General features: G+C 55.8%; 7 protein-coding genes. 5 read left to right on the top strand and 2 right to left on the bottom strand.

The features are described from left to right. Positions 1 to 134: 134 nt before the first annotated feature. A complete protein-coding gene (locus tag QA596_01060; GenBank protein MDG5766035.1) occupies positions 135 to 2,162 on the top strand; it encodes a glycosyltransferase family 1 protein in 2,028 nt (675 codons plus the stop codon). A gap of 11 nt (positions 2,163 to 2,173) precedes the next feature. Beyond that, positions 2,174 to 3,169 carry an NAD(P)-dependent oxidoreductase gene (locus tag QA596_01055; GenBank protein MDG5766034.1) on the top strand — a complete coding sequence of 332 codons (996 nt, stop codon included), beginning with the start codon at positions 2,174 to 2,176 and terminating at the stop codon, positions 3,167 to 3,169. Positions 3,170 to 3,201: 32 nt separating this feature from the next. On the opposite strand, the gene QA596_01050 is transcribed toward QA596_01055, so the two are convergent. Both QA596_01050 and QA596_01045 read right to left on the bottom strand, forming a co-directional pair. After that, entirely contained in the window at positions 3,202 to 4,035 is an 834-nt protein-coding gene (locus QA596_01050) for a class I SAM-dependent methyltransferase (protein ID MDG5766033.1), read from the bottom strand. Between the two features lie 220 nt (positions 4,036 to 4,255). Further along, complete coding sequence (locus QA596_01045; protein MDG5766032.1) at positions 4,256 to 5,779, bottom strand: DASH family cryptochrome; 1,524 nt, start codon at positions 5,777 to 5,779, stop codon at positions 4,256 to 4,258. Positions 5,780 to 5,961: 182 nt separating this feature from the next. Here QA596_01045 and QA596_01040 point away from each other — a divergent pair, with 182 nt between their 5' ends. The 3 genes from QA596_01040 (at position 5,962) to QA596_01030 (ending at position 19,061) form a co-directional block, all read left to right on the top strand. Then, positions 5,962 to 8,373, top strand: coding sequence for a T9SS type A sorting domain-containing protein (locus tag QA596_01040; GenBank protein ID MDG5766031.1), 2,412 nt, complete (start codon positions 5,962 to 5,964; stop codon positions 8,371 to 8,373). 503 nt (positions 8,374 to 8,876) lie between these two features. Continuing rightward, positions 8,877 to 12,365, top strand: a complete 3,489-nt coding sequence (locus tag QA596_01035) for a T9SS type A sorting domain-containing protein (GenBank protein MDG5766030.1) — start codon at positions 8,877 to 8,879, stop codon at positions 12,363 to 12,365. Positions 12,366 to 12,605: 240 nt separating this feature from the next. Then, positions 12,606 to 19,061: a T9SS type A sorting domain-containing protein gene (locus tag QA596_01030; protein ID MDG5766029.1), complete on the top strand. Its 6,456-nt coding sequence runs from the start codon at positions 12,606 to 12,608 to the stop codon at positions 19,059 to 19,061. Positions 19,062 to 19,106 lie beyond the last annotated feature (45 nt).

Here is a 19,106-nt window from a genome sequence, read left to right as displayed (position 1 = left end):
GTGAGATAATACTCCGAATGCCGTGATCCCGCCTGGTGAACGCCGTGAAGCGGCTGTGCGATTGATTTCGAATCCGTTTTGCTGAATGATTTACTGATCGACTGCGTTCGGGTTTTTAATCAACCTATTTCGCGATGCGAATATTTCTTGATGCCACCACCATATCCAGCGGGCACAGCGGTACCGGTACCTATGCACGTAATCTGCTGCATGCGCTGCCTCGCCTGTCCGGTACCGAGCATGTCCATGCGGCCGTGAGCAGGGATATCGCCCACATCCTGCCTATTCTCCCAAAAACAACACTGTCGTCCACACACCCGTCTCCGCACCGGGTTTTGAATCACCGGTTGATTGGAAACCGCGAACGCATCCCTGCCGACATCGCGCTGTTTCCCAACTACTTCATGCCTTTTTTCTGGGAAATACCTTCAGCTGTCACGGTGCACGATGTCTCGTTTCTTACTCATCCGCAATATTACTCGATCAAAATGCGGCAGTGGTATCGGCGGCGGATTCGGCACTCTATTGCCAGGGCCAGGTATATCCTCACGGTGAGCGAGGCATCCGCCCGGCAGATAAACCGGCATTTAAATGTTTCGCGCTCACGTATCCTGGTTCATCCGCCGTGCTGGCTGGAGCCAAGGGAGATTTTGCCGCCTGAAAAGCGGACCCAAACGCTGCTCTATCTTGGCAATATGGAGCCCAGGAAAAATGTACTGACCCTCATCGAGGCATTCAACAACAGCGGCCTGGATAACTACCGGCTTGAGCTGGTGGGCAAACTGCACGCTGGCAGGTCCTGGCTTCGCAGATTTCACAAGTTGACGGATAATTCTGAGAGGGTGAGGTGGATGGGCTATCTTTCAGATGATAAGGTCAAGCGTCGCATTTCTGAAGCTTCCGGACTGGTAAACCTGAGTTTTGTGGAAGGATTCGGCCTGCCCCAGGCAGAGGCCCTTTCTGCCGGTACACCCTGTCTTATATCCGATGACGCGGCCATGCAGGAGGTCGGCGGAGGCCGATCGCTGGTCACGGATCCCCATGATCCGGCTCGGATCTCACGTGACATGCGCGAACTTGCCACATTCGGTTTTGACAAATCGCGCCGGCATGCCGAGGAAATGTGGAAACGTTACTCCAGGAAAAGGTACATGGAAAGCCTGAGAGAAATTGCAGACCGTCTGGAAGCCGGAAATAACACCATCTTCCCCGTGTTGGGAGCCGCAAAACCCGGCAGTACCAAAGGGGTTCTTGCCGCGGCTTCCTATGCCGCAGTGTTCGGGGAGGCATTATCCGCTGTCAAAATGTACCAGGCTTTTCCAGTGCCTGTTTCCGGGGTGGAGCAGGTACGCCGAAAAGCGGATCGACTGACGAAGCAGTTCCCCGACCAGTTCTCGATGCACCGGGACCGGTTTCATATTTTACGGTATGCCCCCCTGAAAGAAACAAAACGGGATAATAGGGCAGATCATGCCCGGATCCGCCAGCGGCACCGCTTGCTTCTGCGTCTGCTCGGGACCCTGCCACTGATCAGGGCAGTCTACTATTCCGGCGGCACCTCTCATCAGAACAGCCTTTATGACAAGCCCGATCTCGACCTGTTTATAGTCACCAGAAAAAATACGGTCTGGATTTCCTATCTGTTTGTTCGCCTGCTGAGTATCATTATGCTCCGAAAAGAGAGTTGCTGCAGCAATTACCTGGTTGACGAGCAGGCTCAGGAGATTTTCTGGCAGCGGGATCACTACAGTGCTTTTCAGCTTTTATTTTTGAAACAGGTCTTCCGAAAGCCGGGAACAATGCATATCCGGCAGTGCAACCCCTGGATGTTGCAACTTTTTCCAAACTCTCCGGGAGCTTCTCGCCATACAGGCGAAGCCGGGAAAAATAATGCTGGAAATGCCGGACCGGTCCCTGCCGCCAAAGGGTTTCTTTTTGCAGCGAACCTTGTCGTCATGCGCCTGCTAACCTCTCGCTGGGAAAGGGTTGGAAAAAAGAATCGGGCCGGTGGACTCATGTGGGATGCATTTCGTATCAAACTGCATACGAACGACCATCGGCCATGGGTCTATCGAAGGTATGAAGATATCTTGCAGAACACGCTCGACAGTATGGTACCTCTCGGCACCGTGAAGCTTCGAAAGGTATCCCGCAACTGGTAAACACTCCTTATATGGCCTCTTCCATCGAATTATTCGGCAATACACGCCAGCCGCCGAAGGTCATGGTGATTGGAGGGAGCGGCTTTATCGGTTCGGAGGTAGTAAAAGTTCTTGCAGCAAGCGGCTGCAGGATCACGGCCTTGCAGCATCGCAGCAGGGTCAGGGTGAATGGAGTCCGGAGTATTGAGGGCGATTTGCGAACCTTTGACTGGAGCCGGCTGGAGCATGATCTTCCCGATGTGATCATCCACAGTGGTCGGATTTCGGGACGCACATGGCCGGGGCGCATTCTGGCCGGAATGCAGGGGCGGCGCGCCAATGCCCGGCTGATGAAGTGGCTCAGCAGGTTAACCAATCCTCCGTCATTGGTATATGTATCGGGCTCACTCGTGTACGGTTCACAAGGAGGCGCCGGGGTGAGTGAATCCGCTCCATTAAATCCTGCCGGGTTTCAGAAGTATTATATTCGTGCCGAGAGGCCCATTCTGGAATCAGCCGCAGATTCAAGAGTTCCCGTCTCTATTGCCCGGGTACCCTGGGTGCTCGGACCGGCTTCATGGTTTCGGCAATTTTACTGGAGGGCAGTGCGCAAACAACACGAAATCCCCTGCTTCGGGGAGGGTGAAAATCTGATGTCTGTGGTGCATTTGCGCGACTGCGCCGGCTTGATTGCCCGGATATCCGGTTTGGCCGCCGTCAAGGCGGGACAGCCGGCCACATCTCAGGGCCCGGGAGACCGCGCCGCTTCTCCGGAAATTTTCAACATAACGACGATTCCGGCAGTGACCCAGAGTGACTTCTGCCAGACGCTGTCCGCACTCACCGGTGTTCCGGTAAGGTACTATACGGAGCGGCAGCTTCGGACCCGGTATGGGCAAACGGTTACAGAGGCGCTAACTTTTTCGCTATCGCTTATATCCGAACGTGATACGGTATCAAAGTGGGAACCCGGATTTCCAACGGTCGGTGCGGCGCTTCGGGATGTGGTCCGGAATCTGGAAGACTGATGCAGCGGGTATATCGCATCCGCACAGGTGGGTCAACCGGGCTTTTGTGAAGGGCCCGAAGGCTGCATTGCATAGAGGCTGTATTCGCCGGTGTTCCAGAGCGGTGTCCGGGATATCAGCCGGTCAAGCTTCCAGAGTTTTTCGGCCATACTGCCCAATCCGGGAAGAAGGTGGGATCGGTACCAGGCAGGGTAGAAAATGCTGTATCCGCGTCGCGAAGTGATAGTAAAATGGGATCCGAAAGCCCTTTTGATGTCCCCTTGTGACAATACCCGACTAGGAATTTTTCGTACATCCGAATAGCCACGCCACTTTTCCAGGATCCGCTCGAAGGCTTTGTGGAACCTTCCCCGGGCCAGCCACAGCGGAATCTCGGTCACGTAGAAGCGGTTAACGAATGTCAGCACCAAATTGGCGTCTTCCGAGCAGAACGAGGCGATCTCCCCGGCAGCGGCTTCAAGATCAAAAACGGTATTCAATCCGCCGAAATAGACATAAACCAGGTCAAATCTCAGGCCGGGAAACAGGAGGTGGACATCCTCCACGGAACCGGTTTCAACCCTCACGTTCTCCAGTCCCATGGAACTGGCATTTTCCCGGGTAAGGCGAACCATTTCCGGAGACACGTCTATGGCATAAACCATACGATCGGGATAGCGGGCGGCAAAATGGCAGACATCAAACCCTGGACCGCATCCAATCTCCAGTGCATGGCTGAACGGGTACCGCTCGGTCTGCTTACGGAAAGAGGTTCGGATTTTCTGAAGAACCGGATTTTCCTCATACCGCTGTTCAAAGTCACGGGCATCCTCATCATAATAGGAAGCTACTTCGGCGTAATAGGTTTCCTGTTTCAGGTTTTCCATGTCGGATGTGCTGAAGGTTTCGCTGCGATCGGTGCCGGACGCAATGCATCGTCCAAAGTAAACTGAACCGGCAGTTACCTCGGATCATTCCCGCCAGCCATTTACCTGGAAGCATGAAGTAAGGGACCGCCGGACTCATGCTCGGCTGACATGAATCAAAAGTGCAGTCGTGAACTTTTCATTCGAAATGGATACCGCCATATGGTATGGACACCGGACTTCAACCGGATCCGTTGCCGTTTCCGGAAAGCTTCTCCAGGCACCTCTCGAAATCAACAAGCTGTCCGGGATATTCTGCCGGGGCATGTGCTGATTTCCACGGCTGGTGAATGTGCTCATCCGGCAGGCCGGCCAGTTCGGGCAGCCAGTGACGGACATAGGCGCCTTTTGGGTCATACTTCCGGGCCTGATTGAGGATGTTAAAAAAGCGGTCACGCGGGTCGTTGCCCACTCCGCTCACGTAAGCCCAGTTGCCCCAGTTGGAGTGAACATCATAGTCTATAAGCATCGATTCAAACCATTCCGCGCCCATCCGCCAGTCAAGCTCCAGATATTTGCTCAGAAAGGAAGCCACATTTTGTCGCCCCCGGTTGGACATGTAGCCCGTAGCTGAGAGCTCCTTCATATTGGCATCAATAAACGGAATGCCCGTTTCTCCGTCCCGCCATTTTTGAAACCGTTCCCAATCGGTTTGCCAGCTGACGGGCTCCGGCGACAATCCATCACGATGAAAAAGCCGTGCGCAGTACTTCTCCATGATGAAATGAAAATAATCACGCCAGATCAGCTCGAATATAAGCCAGTAGGTGGATACGTTTTTTTTTCGGCTGGATTCATATTGTTTGACCTGGTCGTAAATGGTTCGCGGAGACAGGCAGCCATTGGCCAGCCAGGCAGAAAACTTGGAGCTGTAATCGGGACCGAGCAGTCCGTTGCGCTTGAATTTGTATTTTTGCAGCTCGTCGGTTTTCCAGAAATAATGATCCAGTCGCGCCAGTGCCTGGTCCTCTCCGCCGCGAAAAACTATGGCAGCCCGCGGGTCCGACTCGGCATTTTCATGAGGAAAAAGAGTATCCAACGGTGGAATACCGGCGCCAATAGTGGCCAAACCCCGTTCGGCAGGTGATGTGCCGGAAGCAGACTGTCCATGATCTGCAGGTGCAGGTCCGATCAGTCGAAATCCGTTTTCAGGAGGTTCCATACCGGATGGAAGCGGCGGAAGTTCCGGTACAGGCAGCGGTGACCTGATTTCAGAGTGCTTTTCAACCTTCTTGCGAAAGTGCGTAAATACGTCCGGGGTCCCGGTGACCGGCATGGGCAGATCATCCGGATGAATCAGGGTGAATGAGCGGAAGGTCCGCAGGGGAATTCCTCGGGTCGACAGAACCTCCCTTATGGCTTGCTCCGTCTCTTTCTCCTCAGGCGCGATTTCCTCCTGAAATGCGACCAGTGTAATATCCATGGCATCGCATAAAGAAGCGATGATTTCATGAGGCCTGCCACTTGCGGTAATCAGTCCCGATCCTCTCGCTTTCAGATTGTTGTGTAAGCGGGTTACCGATTCGAGAATAAATCGCTGGCGGTGCGGGCCGGTTCTCGAAAAGCCAAAGCTGCTTTTGGCTGTCGCCCTGTCATCGAACACAAAAAGGGGAATCAAACGGCTACCGCCTCGGGCCGCATGGGACAATGCCGGATTGTCGTTGAGGCGAAGATCATTACGGAAAAAATGGAGACTTACGGCCATGCTATTACCTGTCTGCCCGGAAACAGCCTTGAGTTGCCGGATTTTTTATGGATTCACTTTGTGCTATAAGAACAGCTCTTCAGTGATTTTTTACTCGTAAAGGGAGCATTTTGCGTATTTTTTCCCTTTTTTAAAAGTAAAGTATTTAACCATCACAATCGGGGACGTAATCGGGTCGAACTATGAAAAAGTATTCTTGCTTTCCACTTCTTGTATCTGTTTGTATTGTTTTTGCCGCTCCAACCGCACCGGCACAGTTTTCCGGGGGCGACGGCTCCATGGAGCAACCCTGGCAGATTTCCAGTGCCGCCGAACTGGCCGAAATGCGATCGTATCGCGACGGACATTTTATCCAAATTGATGATATTAGCCTGGCGATCGGCCCCCTGGATCAAACCTGGATTCCTGTCGGTGATTCGGATGAACCTTTTACCGGCTCATTTGACGGTGGCGGATACCTCATCGAAGAGATGACCGTCTACGACCCTAATACAAATTATCAGGGCTTGTTCGGCTATCTGGATGGGGCCGTAATCCACAATGTCACACTTGTAGACAGCGATGTTCAGGGAAGCCGCTTTGTGGGTGCACTAGCCGGCTTCGCGGAAGACAGTTACGTGGAGAACATCTCCGTTTCTGGTGAAATACGCTCATTTGATAATTATGCCGGTGGTATCATCGGAGCTATCGATCGAAGCATCGTCCATTATGTCTCCTCATCAGTCAATGCGCTAGGAAATGACGCGGTAGGCGGCATCATAGGAAGGGCAAGATACTCCGAAGTGCGGCACGCCATGTCGAATGGACACATGGAGGGAAGGCAACAGGTGGGCGGACTGGTTGGCGGCTCCTGGGGATTTTTGATGTCCGACAGCTACAGCCATGCATCTGCAACGGCGGAAAACCGTGTAGGCGGACTGGTGGGTGCTTTGGCGGGCAGAGTCCACCGCTGTTTCAGTACCGGTCCGGTGAGCGGCGAGGAAGACCTTGTCGGAGGATTGATCGGCGCTAGCGGTACAACCGCTTCGTTTGCCTATCGCAGCTTCTGGGACACAGATCGGTCCGGCCAGCCTGAAAGTGACGGAGGCGATTTGCTCAAAGGCCTGAGCACCGCCCAGATGCAACAGCAGGAAACCTATGCCGAGTACAATTTTTACTCCGTCTGGCAGATGGACCCTGACAACGGCTACCCCTCCTTTCAACCGCTGGAAATCGGAAGCCGGCCGGAAGCAGCTCCGCTTTCTTCGCTTCCGGGGACAGGCACCGAGGAAGATCCCTATGTGATTACCAATGCCGCCGGACTCAAAGCCATGAATGAAGGATTGGATGCCCATTTTGTTCTTGCGGATGATATCGACCTGAGCCCCTCATCCGCATGGAACTATGGGGCAGGATGGACCCCGGTGGGTTCGCCGGATGACGAGGCCGCTTTTTCGGGATCTTTCAACGGAAACGGACACACCATCACCGGCCTTGCCATCAACAATCCCGCAGTAGAATATCAGGGACTTTTTGGCTTTGCCGATGGCGCACACATTGAGCAGGTCAGCATGGAATCGGTCCACCTTTTCGGCAACCGTTACAGTGGCGGCCTGGCCGGACGCCTGGACAACGGAACTGTTGAAGCCATTTCGGTCAGCGGCCAAATCGTTTCCAACGAAGATGATGTAGGAGGAGTGATCGGCTATCTGGATGAAAGCTTTGCTCATCGTCTTGATGCCGAAGTTCACCTTTTTGGATCATCCAATATCGGAGGGGTCTTCGGAAGTGCCAGAAACTCGGAAGTTCGGCATTGCTGGTCGGATGGAATCATTCAGGGAGCAAGCCTCCAAACCGCTAGAAGTGCCGGCGGACTCATAGGCAACTCCTGGGGACTCATGCTTACGGACAGCTATAGTCATGCAGAAGTGCATTCTCATGACCGGGTCGGCGGCCTCGTTGGAGGGCTCTCCGGACAGGTCTATCGCAGCTACAGCACCGGGCGGGTCAGCGCTAATGATAGCCGGGTTGGCGGACTTATAGGTTCCACCGGAACTACGGCTGCCGCAGCACACGACAGCTACTGGGACATCGAAACGTCCGGAATAACTGAAAGCGAAGGAGGAGACGGCACTGTCGGCCTCACCACTCTGGAAATGACGTATCCGCATCAAGGGGAGGTCTATGGGGCCTGGGATTTTGATGAGGTCTGGAGCGCTGATCCTGACTTTGCGGTAAATAACGGCTACCCCTATCTCAGGAATACCATGCAGCTTATAAGTACCAGTGCCGGGGAGGATGATCTTGCAGACGACATCGGGAATCCGGAACATCCGGTGGAATTCGCCCTGTCACAAAACTATCCGAATCCCTTCAATCCGGTCACCCAGATCCCGTTCACGCTTCCCGAGACTGCTGATGTGCAACTGCAGGTGTTCGATGTCACCGGCAGGCTTGTGGCCACCCTGGCAAGCGGGTATCGGCCGGCTGGCGCGCATATCGTCCAATTTGATGCCGGTGGACTTGCCAGCGGATTGTACATTGTCCGGATTCAGGCCGTATCGGTCACCGCCGATGTCTATAGTGAGTGCCGTACAATGTTGCTGATGAAGTAAGGCAGTGTAGCTATAGGGCCTTGCAGGCAGCATGATCTCTTCGGCAGAATGGCTTGGCCGGGAGTTCGTCAGCACCTGCCGGTGGAGAGATGGTTCCGGCAGAAAGGTTTTGCCGGAAAACAGGTTATGCTTGAAATTAAGCCGGCGGCAGCTTGTGTATTATGATTATTAGATTATTTTAATATAAATACTGCCTGACTCCCGCGTCCGGGGGGCGGATTCGGCTTTTGGGTCCGCCCGGCTCCATGGAAGGCCGTAACATTAAAACCGGCTAATAAACAAGGCCAAAATGAGGTTGTTTTAATGCAAAAAGCCTCATATAACCCGATATTGATTAACCCATTCTAACTGCGTAATGAGACGTTTTTTAGCTATTTTTGTGTTGATTATTGATGAAGGCGGCCGACAAGCGAATCGGGGTCGCCGGAAAGCTTCGGGCAGTTATTAAATTGGAAGCTTTTTTTCAGCAAAAATTTCCGTCAGGCACCATCAGAAACAAGCCATTGCACAAAATCAGCCACATAGAAGTCAGTAGAATAAACGCCGGGTCAGGCAAAGTGATTCCGGGCCTGCTGGCGATGCTGCTTCTGGTTCTGATTTCTCTTCCGGCGCTGGGCCCGGCCGCCCTGGCACAGACGACGACATGGAACGGCTCGGTGAGCAATGAGTGGTCTGATCCCGCTAACTGGAGCAATGGGGTGCCGGATGCAAATACTTCAGCTAACATTCAATGGTTCCCTCCAGCCAACCCCGATCCGCTAATTACTTCCAATACCAGTTTCAGTGGATTGACAATCAATAACTTTGGTCGCGAAGTACGTGTTAATGTGGCTCCCGGTGTGGAAGTTGAGATGGATAATCTTGCGGTTGCTGCTACCGAAACCCCCGGGCAAATTGCCTTTGATGTTGGCGACGGACATGTGACTGTCAATAACCCCACGTCGATTTCAGGAGCAATTTTTGTCGATGACGGGTCAATAACATTTCTTGATGATTTCTCTCTGGTTTCCAGCAGTCTTGTTACAGTACAAACGGGTACGGTAAATATCGGTCATCCTGGGCCTCCGGTCATCAATGCTGACTTAGTGATTGGAAACGATGCTACTTTCAACCTGAATAATGGCTCGCTCAATATTTACGGTAATTCTGCTTTCAATAATAGTGGCGCTTTTAACGCGGGCAGCGGAAATATTGTTTTCGATGGAAATATCAGTTTGGATGGGAATGCCGACTTTAATCCGGAGACAAGTACGGTTACCATTACCAGTAACTCAATAATTACAGTTGGTAGCAATATCGATGGTAATACAATAAACTTTTACGATCTGGAGATTGAGGAAGGGGCTAATGTTGTATCTGAGGCTAATGTTTTTGTCAACAATAACATGACAGTTGATGATGACGCCGACTACCAAAACGTAAATAACACTACGCTCAATGTGGTCGGTACGGTAACGGGTGATCCCGAAATTATTACCGAGCGCCCGTATATCGTAAGCATAGATATTCTCGGCCCCACCACCATCCGGGTGAACTTCGACAATAATAACCCGCTGGAGCAATCGAGCGCGGAGACAGCAGCTAACTACGAAGTGTTTTTGAATGTAGACAAGACAGGCAAAGTGGCGGATGCCACTTCAGCCGTTTTATCCGGTGCCAACAATAATGTGGTTACGCTGGAGCTGGCCTTTGAAGCCCCGGCAACGGGCATCGAAAGCGATGTGCAATATTATCTGTTTGTGAATAATGTTGCCAATGTGAACGGGGAACCGGTCAACGACGACCACCGCAAGCGGTTCATCGACGACTCCCCGCCCGTTTTTTACAGCATCACCACCGGCGCCTGGAACCAGACCTCGAGCTGGTCCATCCAGTCGCATACCGGCCCGGCTGCTTCCCGCGCACCCGGCCAGGCGGGCGATCAGGTCGTCATCGGCAACAGCCACACCATCACCATAAACAGCAGCGTTTCGCTCGATCCGCTCGCTTCGCTGACCGTCAACAGCACCGGCACGCTCACCGTTGGCTCCTCCGGAACCCTTACCACACTCAACAAGGCCGTGACCGGCGACGGCGCCATTGAGCTTGCTTCCGGCGGAACCCTGCAGATCGGCTCCCCCGACGGCATCGCCGCCTCGGGCAATACCGGCAACATCCGCACCGCTTCCCGCTCGTTCAGCACCGCTGCCAACTATATCTACGGCGGCACATCGGCGCAGGTGACCGGCACCGGCCTGCCGCAACAGGTCAACAACCTGAGTATCAACAATAGTGGCGGGGTCGACGCAACCTCCGACCTGTTTGTCGCCGGCACCCTGAACCTCTCCAGCGGACAGTTTACCATCCTTTCGGGCAACAGCCTGATCGCCGATACCCGCACAGGCTCCGGCACGGTGCGTTATCTGCGTAATATCACCGGCAACAAAGGGTGGCGATTGATCTCCTCGCCGGTCGGAACCACATTCGGTGACTTTCTCAGCGGACCCGGAGGAGGCTTCACCACCCAGGGTTTTTCCGGCGCCGACCTGCCCGACCAGCAGCCCAATATCCTCCATTTCGCTGAAAATACCCCCGGCGATACCGTGACCACCAACATGGCCTGGCGCTCTATCAGCTCGCTTTCCGGCTCTGTCAGCCCCGGCAGCGGCTATTTCGCCTACGCATTCGACGGCGCCGATGGTCCCGGCAGCGTACCCGCCAGAGGGGACCAGCTCCCGTTCACCATATCAGTGAGCGGTACCGAGAATACCGCCGACCCGTTTGACTTTGGTGTCACTTACACCGCACGCCAAATCTACACCGAAGATGAGGGCTGGAATCTGGTCGGTAACCCGTACGGGGCGTCGCTGGACTGGGACGATGAGGCCAACTGGAATAAAACCGATATCCATGAAACCATCTATGTGTGGGATCCGAACGCGAACGGCGGCGACGGCGCCTATCTGGAGTGGAACGGCGCAACCGGTTCGCTGGGCGGAAGCGAAATCGCCCCCTTCCAGGCATTCTGGGTGAAGGCCGAAGAACCGGGCGCCTCCCTTACGGTTTCGCCGGACGCGCGCACGCTCGGCGGACCCGGTTTCCGGGGCAAGATGGCAGGCCATGCCGCCGGAAGCGGTGCCGTGGACTCCTTCGATGAAATCGTCTTGCAGCTCCGCCATCATAACAACGACCTGGAAGCGGAAACGCGCCTGATGTTCTCCGAAGCCGGTGATGTTTCCGGCGACCGCTACGACGCCTACCGGCTCGCCTCGCTCTCCAACTCCTACCTGTCGGTCTTCACCATTCGCGACGATCGCTCACAACTTTCGATTAACAGTCTGCCGGATCGGGTCGAGCGCAAAATGTCCATCCCCCTGGAAACCTACGGTGTGATCCACGGCATGGCGCTGCAAGGGCAGTCCGAGCTGGAGTGGAACAGCCTGCACGACTTTCCGGAGGATATTTCGATTATCCTGGTGGACAAACGGACCGGCGATCAGGTGGATATGCGCAGGCACAGTTCCTACACCTTTGACCTGGCATCCGGCAGCAGCCCGTTTTTCAAAATGGCGGCCGATGCCGGAACCGATAGCCGGAAGTCCGCTGCCAAAGACGGTCCCCCCGTTGTCAGTGTCAACCAGCTCGGCGGACCCATGGTGCTCCACCAAATGGCGGCATCGTCCGATACCCGGTTTGAAATCCGCATCGACCGCAGAATACCCTCGCTTGATTACGGTCAGGCGGTTCCCGAGGAAGTGATTTTGCGGTCCAACTACCCCAACCCGTTCAACCCGTCCACCAACATCCGGTTTTCACTGCCGGAAGAGGGCCGGGTGAGGCTGGCCGTGTACGATATCCTGGGCCGCAAAGTGGCCCTGCTGGCCGACGGCATCTACACAAGAGGCCTTCATGAGGTCGTCTGGGACGCCGGATCCATGAGCAGCGGCACCTATATCTACCGGCTCGAAGCCGGCGGAGTGGTGCGCACCAGAAAGATGTCACTGGTGAAGTAAAAACCGAGTCACCGGCCGACTGGATAGCACATCAATAGGGGGGAATTTCGTGTTGCTCATTAATGCATTATAATACCCGGGCTTGTGTTTATTTACTATATTATTCACAGTCAGGCTCTGGATTAAATAGCGTCAATATCGAATCGAGTCATTAGCAAATAAGGTCTATCTGGAAGCCAATAGATGCTCACGCTGATCTTTTTACGGGGAAATAATACATGCAGTGCCGGCCGCCCATATATGTGGGTGGTATTGATTGCGGTTCTGATTGGCATCCATCTTCCCGGAGAAACCCTGGCACAGACTCCCGGACAGATTTTCAAGCCGGCAACAGGAAGCGGAAATGCCATTCTGGATCCCAATGGTGATGGTTTCGTATCCGCCGATGCCACCGGCTTCAGCCCTGCCAATATCGATTACGGTGCGGCCAGTGAAATCAACTACCATCCACTGCCGGTACTTTTCCAGGAGGAAGCCGGGGATGCTGCTACCGGGGGCGCGCACACCGACCTGGTCGGTGTCCAGGCTGGTAGCTACGAAGACCCCGGGGCGTTCATGTTCAGCGATGGCACCAACTTGCTGTTCCGCCTCAGGCTGGTGGATTACTCCAACGCTTCCAAGGGATACAGTTTTCTGTTTGACACACAGCTCAACGGAACTCCCGATTACGAGGTCATACTGCGAACCGGCGGCGGGCAGCAGGGAATTCAGATCTACGACAGCAACGGAAATACCCTGCTCTCCACCAGGCTGCCCCTTGACAGCCACTTCCAGAAAGCCTTTGCCGGCAACTTCGGCTCCGGCCAATATGCGTTTTACGACTATTATGTGCCATGGAGTATTATGCCCTTCAATTCCAGCCAGAATTTCCGAGTGGCCGCTACCACCATTACCAGCGCCAGCGGTGCGTATCTGACCGGAAGCCGCATCGGCGATATTGGCGGTGTTTCCGATGGTGATTTCGGCAGTGAGGACCTCGCGGTGCAAACAGTGCTGGGTTCCATGCCCCTGAGCAGCGGCGACAACCTCGATGAAAACGGGGGGTTTGATGATATCGTCACATCGGTTCCTTCCATAACTACGCCTCTTCTGGACGGCGACACCGAAATATCCGGAACCAGCATTGAAGCCGATGGCACAAGCATAATCGTAGAGGTCACCAATGGTGGAACCGCCACCTATAATACCACCGTGGCCGATAACACATGGACCGTTTCGCTCTCGCCAGGGTTGACGGAGAGTGAGCAGGTACGAGCCCGGGCGGACGCAACGGGAAAGAGCCAGTCCGCTTTCAGTGATCCCGTTACCGTGCTCGGCCAGGCACCGGTGTGTACCGTGCCGCCGATCAATCTCGATAACCAGGGAAATAATTTTGTCGGTGTTGTTCCTGGTTTGCCTGACGATACCCAGGAAGCAGATCTAGTGATACGCCTGTACCAGACGGATGAAAATGGCCAGCCGGTACTGTTCGCGTCCACCCTGGCGGATGAAAATCCCGATGGCGTCACCAATTATGCCGTGTTTACTCAGGATGGTGCGACCGGAGATGTTGACTTTACACTGGATAACCAACCTTTCGGAGGAAATCCCTATAACAACGAGGATTTCCTGGTAACCGCACAATGGGGAGATCAGTGTGAGTCGGATTTTGTTTTCAGGTCGGATGGAGGCACGCAGACCGATCCGCCCGTCATCACCTCACCGTCAGTTTCATCCAATGATACCAGCGTGGATGTGGATGCTCCCACAGAGAGCGCAACGGTTTTTCTCTACCTCAATTCGGATGATAACCAAATAGGCGAAAACAACGACAACAGCATCGCACGCACCGTCACGATTGACGCGGGAGTGTCCCTGACAGATGGCGACATCATCTACGCCAGAGCGTTTGATTCCGCAGAAGATGAGATGGTTTCCCTGAAATCCAACGAGGTGATCGTCGGGGAGGCCAATCTGGAGAAAACCGATCCGCCGGTTATTACCGGCACCTATCTGACCAGCCAGACCAACACCGATATCACCGGTTTTGACAACGATGGGGGAGCTTTTATCACAGTCTTTATCAATGGAGACCAGATCGGTACTACCACATCCGACGCGTTCGGAAACTGGACCTTTGAGGGCGTGGACCTGTCCGTGTACAGTACCGGTGACCAGATTACCGCAACGGCCCAGGCCGGAGGCAAACTGGTAAGCGACCCTTCGGATCCCGCCATCATCCAGAGCCAGCAAACCGCCCCGCCTCCAGTGATCGAAAACGGAGCCGCCGAGCAGCTTGTCAACGATTTTAACGATGCCATCGACATCACCGCAAATCCGGGCGATATCAACCGGTTCTTTATTGATGGCAACCTGGTGCTGGAAACATCCTCCGCCTCAGCCTCCTTTTCACAGCCGGCCATTGACGGAGGCGGACTTACCATCGGGGATCTGGTGGAGCCGGGCGTCATCATCACCGCAACCGCGCAAAATACCGGCGAAGCCGAAAGCGATATTTCCAACGAGGTGCTGGTAATCCCGACGGAGGTGTACTTCCTGTTTATTGACGCGATCTCCGAAGACCCGGTGGCACCGGACGGCCAGACTACCGTCACCTTTCTTGTTCTTGACGAAAGTTTTGATCCGGCGGAAGATGTGACCGTCGCGCTTACTCTTGTCGAAGGCGGCGGATCCATCACCCCGGCAACGCAGGCCGTCACCGGACAGGATGGCACGGTGGATGTCACCTATAACGCCGACGATACGCACGGCAGCGTGATCCGCATCCGCGGCGCCGCGCTTGACTCCAATGGCGATGAAGTGGTGTCGCTTACAACGGCGATTGACGTCGTGGGCGCCACCCGGCTGGCTTTCGCCGACCAGCCCACAGAGACGACCGTCAACCAAACCATCACCCCGCCGGTGACAGTTGAAATTCGCGATAACGCCGATCAGCTGGTGCCGAGCGCAACCCACCCGGTCACGGTCGCGCTCACAAATCCCGCTGGAGCCACTCTTTTCGGTACGCTTACCGTGAACGCGGTGAACGGAGTGGCTACGTTTGATGACCTTAGCGTGGATGAGCCCGGTACCTATACGCTGACCGCCACCGCCTCCGGACTGGATTCCGATCAAAGTGAGACTTTTGAAATCACACAAGTGGAGGCCGAGGAAGTGGCTGTGAATACGCAACCTGCCGAATCGGTCGCCGGTCAGACTGTTCAGGGTCCGCCGGCAGTGATCGTGACCGACGCGTCGGGCAATCCGGTTGAAGGGATTTCGGTCACCGTAAGTGAACAGGGCGGATACTCTTTTGATGCCGGAACACTGACTGTGAACACCAACGCCAACGGCATTGGTGTTTTCGATGATCTGGTGATCAATCAGACCGGCAGCTACACCCTTGTGTTTGACGCTGCGGGGGTCACGACTGATGCGGTGAGCGCCTCCTTTGAGGTCATCCCCGCCGATCCGGACAACATCGTTTTTACTACTCCCGAACGGGCTATTTCCCCCGGGCAGACCTCCGCCCGTATTACCGTAGCGCTTCGGGATGCGTTCGGCAACCAGGCGCTGAGCAGCGGCCAAACGGATATTACGCTGAGTTCCGCACCCGCGGGAGTCACCTTCCGCGATTTCGCAGACACTCAGGATATTACGCAGGTAACCGTTGGCGACGGGGAGTCCGCAGCCAATTTCCGGGCTACAGCGTCCCTGAGCGATACCTATTTGCTGGAAGCGGCCAACCCGTCCCTAACCAACGCCACTCAGGCTTTTACTGTGGATGAAACCGGCCAGTGTGAGCAGATCGGCGACCGCGCCATCGAGTTTGAGGATAACGGCACGGTGTACTGTGTCCAGGTTTTTGAAAGCGGCACAAACCGCACGGCAACCCTGCCGCTGGGTGTGGAGAGCGTGGATGTACTGGTGGTCGCCGGTGGCGGCGGCGGCGGGGGAACCGGCGGCGGCGGCGGTGGCGCCGGTGGAGTGGTTTTTGAGCAGGACGTGCCCGCCGCAGGGCAAATCACGGTCACAGTAGGTGCCGGTGGTGCCGCAGGCACCGGTACAAACGGCGGGGGCTCCGGCGGCAACTCCGGGTTTGAGAACGGATCGGTACTGACCGCGACCGGTGGCGGTGGAGGCGGGTCGCAGTCGGCCGGCTTGTCAGGCGGTTCGGGTGGCGGCGGTAGTGACAACGGCAACGTCGGCGGTGCCGGTGAACCGGGCCAGGGAACCGATGGCGGCGCGGGCTCAGAACAGGGGAACGTACCGACCGGCGGCGGTGGCGGGGGTGCGGGCAGTGCAGGCAGCGCTGCAAACAACCGGGACGGGGGTTCCGGTGGGACGGGCCTGGATTATTCGGCCTTTTTCGGAAGCACCGTGGGTGTTAACGGCTTCTTTGCCGGCGGCGGCGGTGGAGGGTCAAGAAGTAACGGAGCTCAGGCTGCCGGTGGACAGGGAGGCGGTGGTACCGGCGGTGGTGGTCAGGGTGGAGCGAGCCCGGTTGGTGTCACCGGAACCGTCAATACGGGCGGCGGTGGCGGCGGAGGCAGCGGAGCCGGCGGTGCAGGAGGTGCCGGCGGTACCGGTGTGGTGGTGCTGCGGTACATCGCTCCCGATGCGTTTGTCTGGGAAGGCAGTGTGGATGATGACTGGTTCAATGTGTCGAACTGGAGCACCGGAACCCTTCCCGGCACCACATCCATCATCACCATTCCCGATGGAACGGCCAACGATCCGGTGATTTCCGGTTCTCCCGCCCTGGAAGTGGAAATCGACGACGGTGGCATCCTCTCAATCAAAAACAACGCGCTTCTTACCGTTGCAGCCGGTCCGCTGTTCGCCATCCGGGATGGCGCCGAAATCTCACTTGAAGGCAACGCCAGAATTCTTCTGGAATCGGATGTCCGGTATCTTAATTTGAGTGACCAGAACCCGCTGCTGGAAATGCGCCGCCGGTTCGATGGGCAAAAAGGCTGGCGCTCCGTCACCTCTCCGCTCGCCACCGACTTCTCCGACATGTTCTCCGGCAACCTGGTCACCCAGGGCTTCAGCGGATCCGATTTCGACAACCTGCAGCCCAACCTGATGTGGTGGGACGAATCCGAAGCCGGAACCACCCAGCAGGGCTGGCGTGCCCCGGGCAGCATCAATGAGCAGGTTACGGCCGGACGCGGCTACTTTCACTATCTGTTCGATGGGGCGGGGCGGCTGAACCGGGATGGCAGCTCCTCGGGGTCGGTGTATCCCGACCAGCTGCCGGTGCACATGACTGTCTCCGGCCAGGAACATCCTTTCAACGCCGATGGCGGCAACCGCTTTGATTTCACCGGCCTGAGTGCTACCGAGAGGGAGTTTCAGGTGGACAACGGCGTTTTTGTCGATTCGGTGGGAGTCGATGAGGGCTGGAACCTGGTGGGCAACCCGACCGCTTCGGCCCTTTCATGGGACGCTGACCCCGGATGGGTGCGCAGCGGCATCGACAACACCATTTACATCTGGGACCCTGCGGCAAACGGCGGATCGGGCTATTACCGTGTCTGGAATGGAGTGGCAGGCGATCCGGAAATTGCAGGCGGACTCATAGCACCGTTTCAGGCTTTCTGGGTAAAGGCCAGTGGTGCCAGTCCCCAGCTTGGGTTTACCAACGAGGCGAAGACGGGTTCCGACCGCACCTTTTATGGCAAGGCAGGCCAGAATCTGGTTACTGCCTCGGAACATCGGCCGACGGGGGATGACGCTCCGCAGCTTCTTGCCCTCAAAGTTGTCGTAGCGGGAATGAACGCCCGCTCGTGGATCATGTTGTCCGAAGAAGGGCGCACCGGGCACGACCGCTACGACGCCTATCTGCTGGAACCGCTCAACGACACCTGGATCACCGCTGCGACATCCATGAAGCCCGGAGAAGCCGGTAAGGCCATCAACAGTCTGCCGAATAATCTGACGGGTACGCTGAATTTGCCGTTTTATGCCGGAGCCGCCGAAAACGGTCAGGCATATTCCGGGATATTCGAAATCAGTTGGGAGCGGTCGGCCAACTGGAACGAAGACTACACGCTAATCCTGATGGATCATGAGGAAAGACACGCGGTCAACATGATGGAGGAGCAGCGGTATGTCGTCAGGCACGCCACCACTGGCTCGCTTATGTCGGATCAGGTCGCCGGAAAGCGGAAAGACAGTGACGATCATAAGGAGACTGCGGAAGGTCCGGCGGATACGGCGGGACCTGACCGGAATACCTCGCCCGGCGTGGTGTTCGGACTGCCTTCCCGCATTGCCCGCACTCCTGGTCATGACGGTGCGGAACAGCCGGCGACAAAAGCCGGTCAGGGTGCCGCCGAAGATGAAAAGGCAGGTCATGACACGCGGACTGCAAAAGCGGTAGCAGGTCAGAGTCAGCCGCGTTTCAGCATTGTGATAAGCACCCGCGGCGAGATGGCGTATCTGCCGGACGAACCCGCGCTGCTTCAGAACTACCCGAATCCGTTCAATCCCTCCACATCCATCCCGTTTACACTGCCCCGCAGCGGACAGGTGCGGCTCGAGGTCTTTGACTTGTTGGGCCGGCGCCTGGCTACTCTGATCGACGGCGAGCTTTCCGCCGGCAGCCATACGGTAAGCTGGAGTGCGGAACACCACGCTTCAGGTGTCTATATCTATCGGCTGGTTACCGAAGACGGGATTTCCACACGTAAAATGACCCTGGTAAAATGACGGCCCGGGCTCGCGGGATCAGCCCCGGCAAAAACGCTTGCGATG

It is taken from the genome of Balneolales bacterium ANBcel1 (assembly GCA_029688905.1).
Taxonomy (GTDB): Bacteria; Bacteroidota; Rhodothermia; order Balneolales; family Natronogracilivirgulaceae; genus SLLW01.
This window is presented reverse-complemented; position numbering and strand designations above follow the sequence as displayed.

What these genes read in the sequence shown, in the direction of transcription:
- QA596_01060 (MDG5766035.1), top strand. Translation starts at nt 135, where the DNA reads ATGCGAATATTTCTTGATGCCACCACCATATCCAGCGGGCACAGCGGT.
- QA596_01055 (MDG5766034.1), top strand. Translation starts at nt 2,174, where the DNA reads ATGGCCTCTTCCATCGAATTATTCGGCAATACACGCCAGCCGCCGAAG.
- QA596_01050 (MDG5766033.1), bottom strand. Translation starts at nt 4,035, where the DNA reads ATGGAAAACCTGAAACAGGAAACCTATTACGCCGAAGTAGCTTCCTAT.
- QA596_01045 (MDG5766032.1), bottom strand. Translation starts at nt 5,779, where the DNA reads ATGGCCGTAAGTCTCCATTTTTTCCGTAATGATCTTCGCCTCAACGAC.
- QA596_01040 (MDG5766031.1), top strand. Translation starts at nt 5,962, where the DNA reads ATGAAAAAGTATTCTTGCTTTCCACTTCTTGTATCTGTTTGTATTGTT.
- QA596_01030 (MDG5766029.1), top strand. Translation starts at nt 12,606, where the DNA reads ATGTGGGTGGTATTGATTGCGGTTCTGATTGGCATCCATCTTCCCGGA.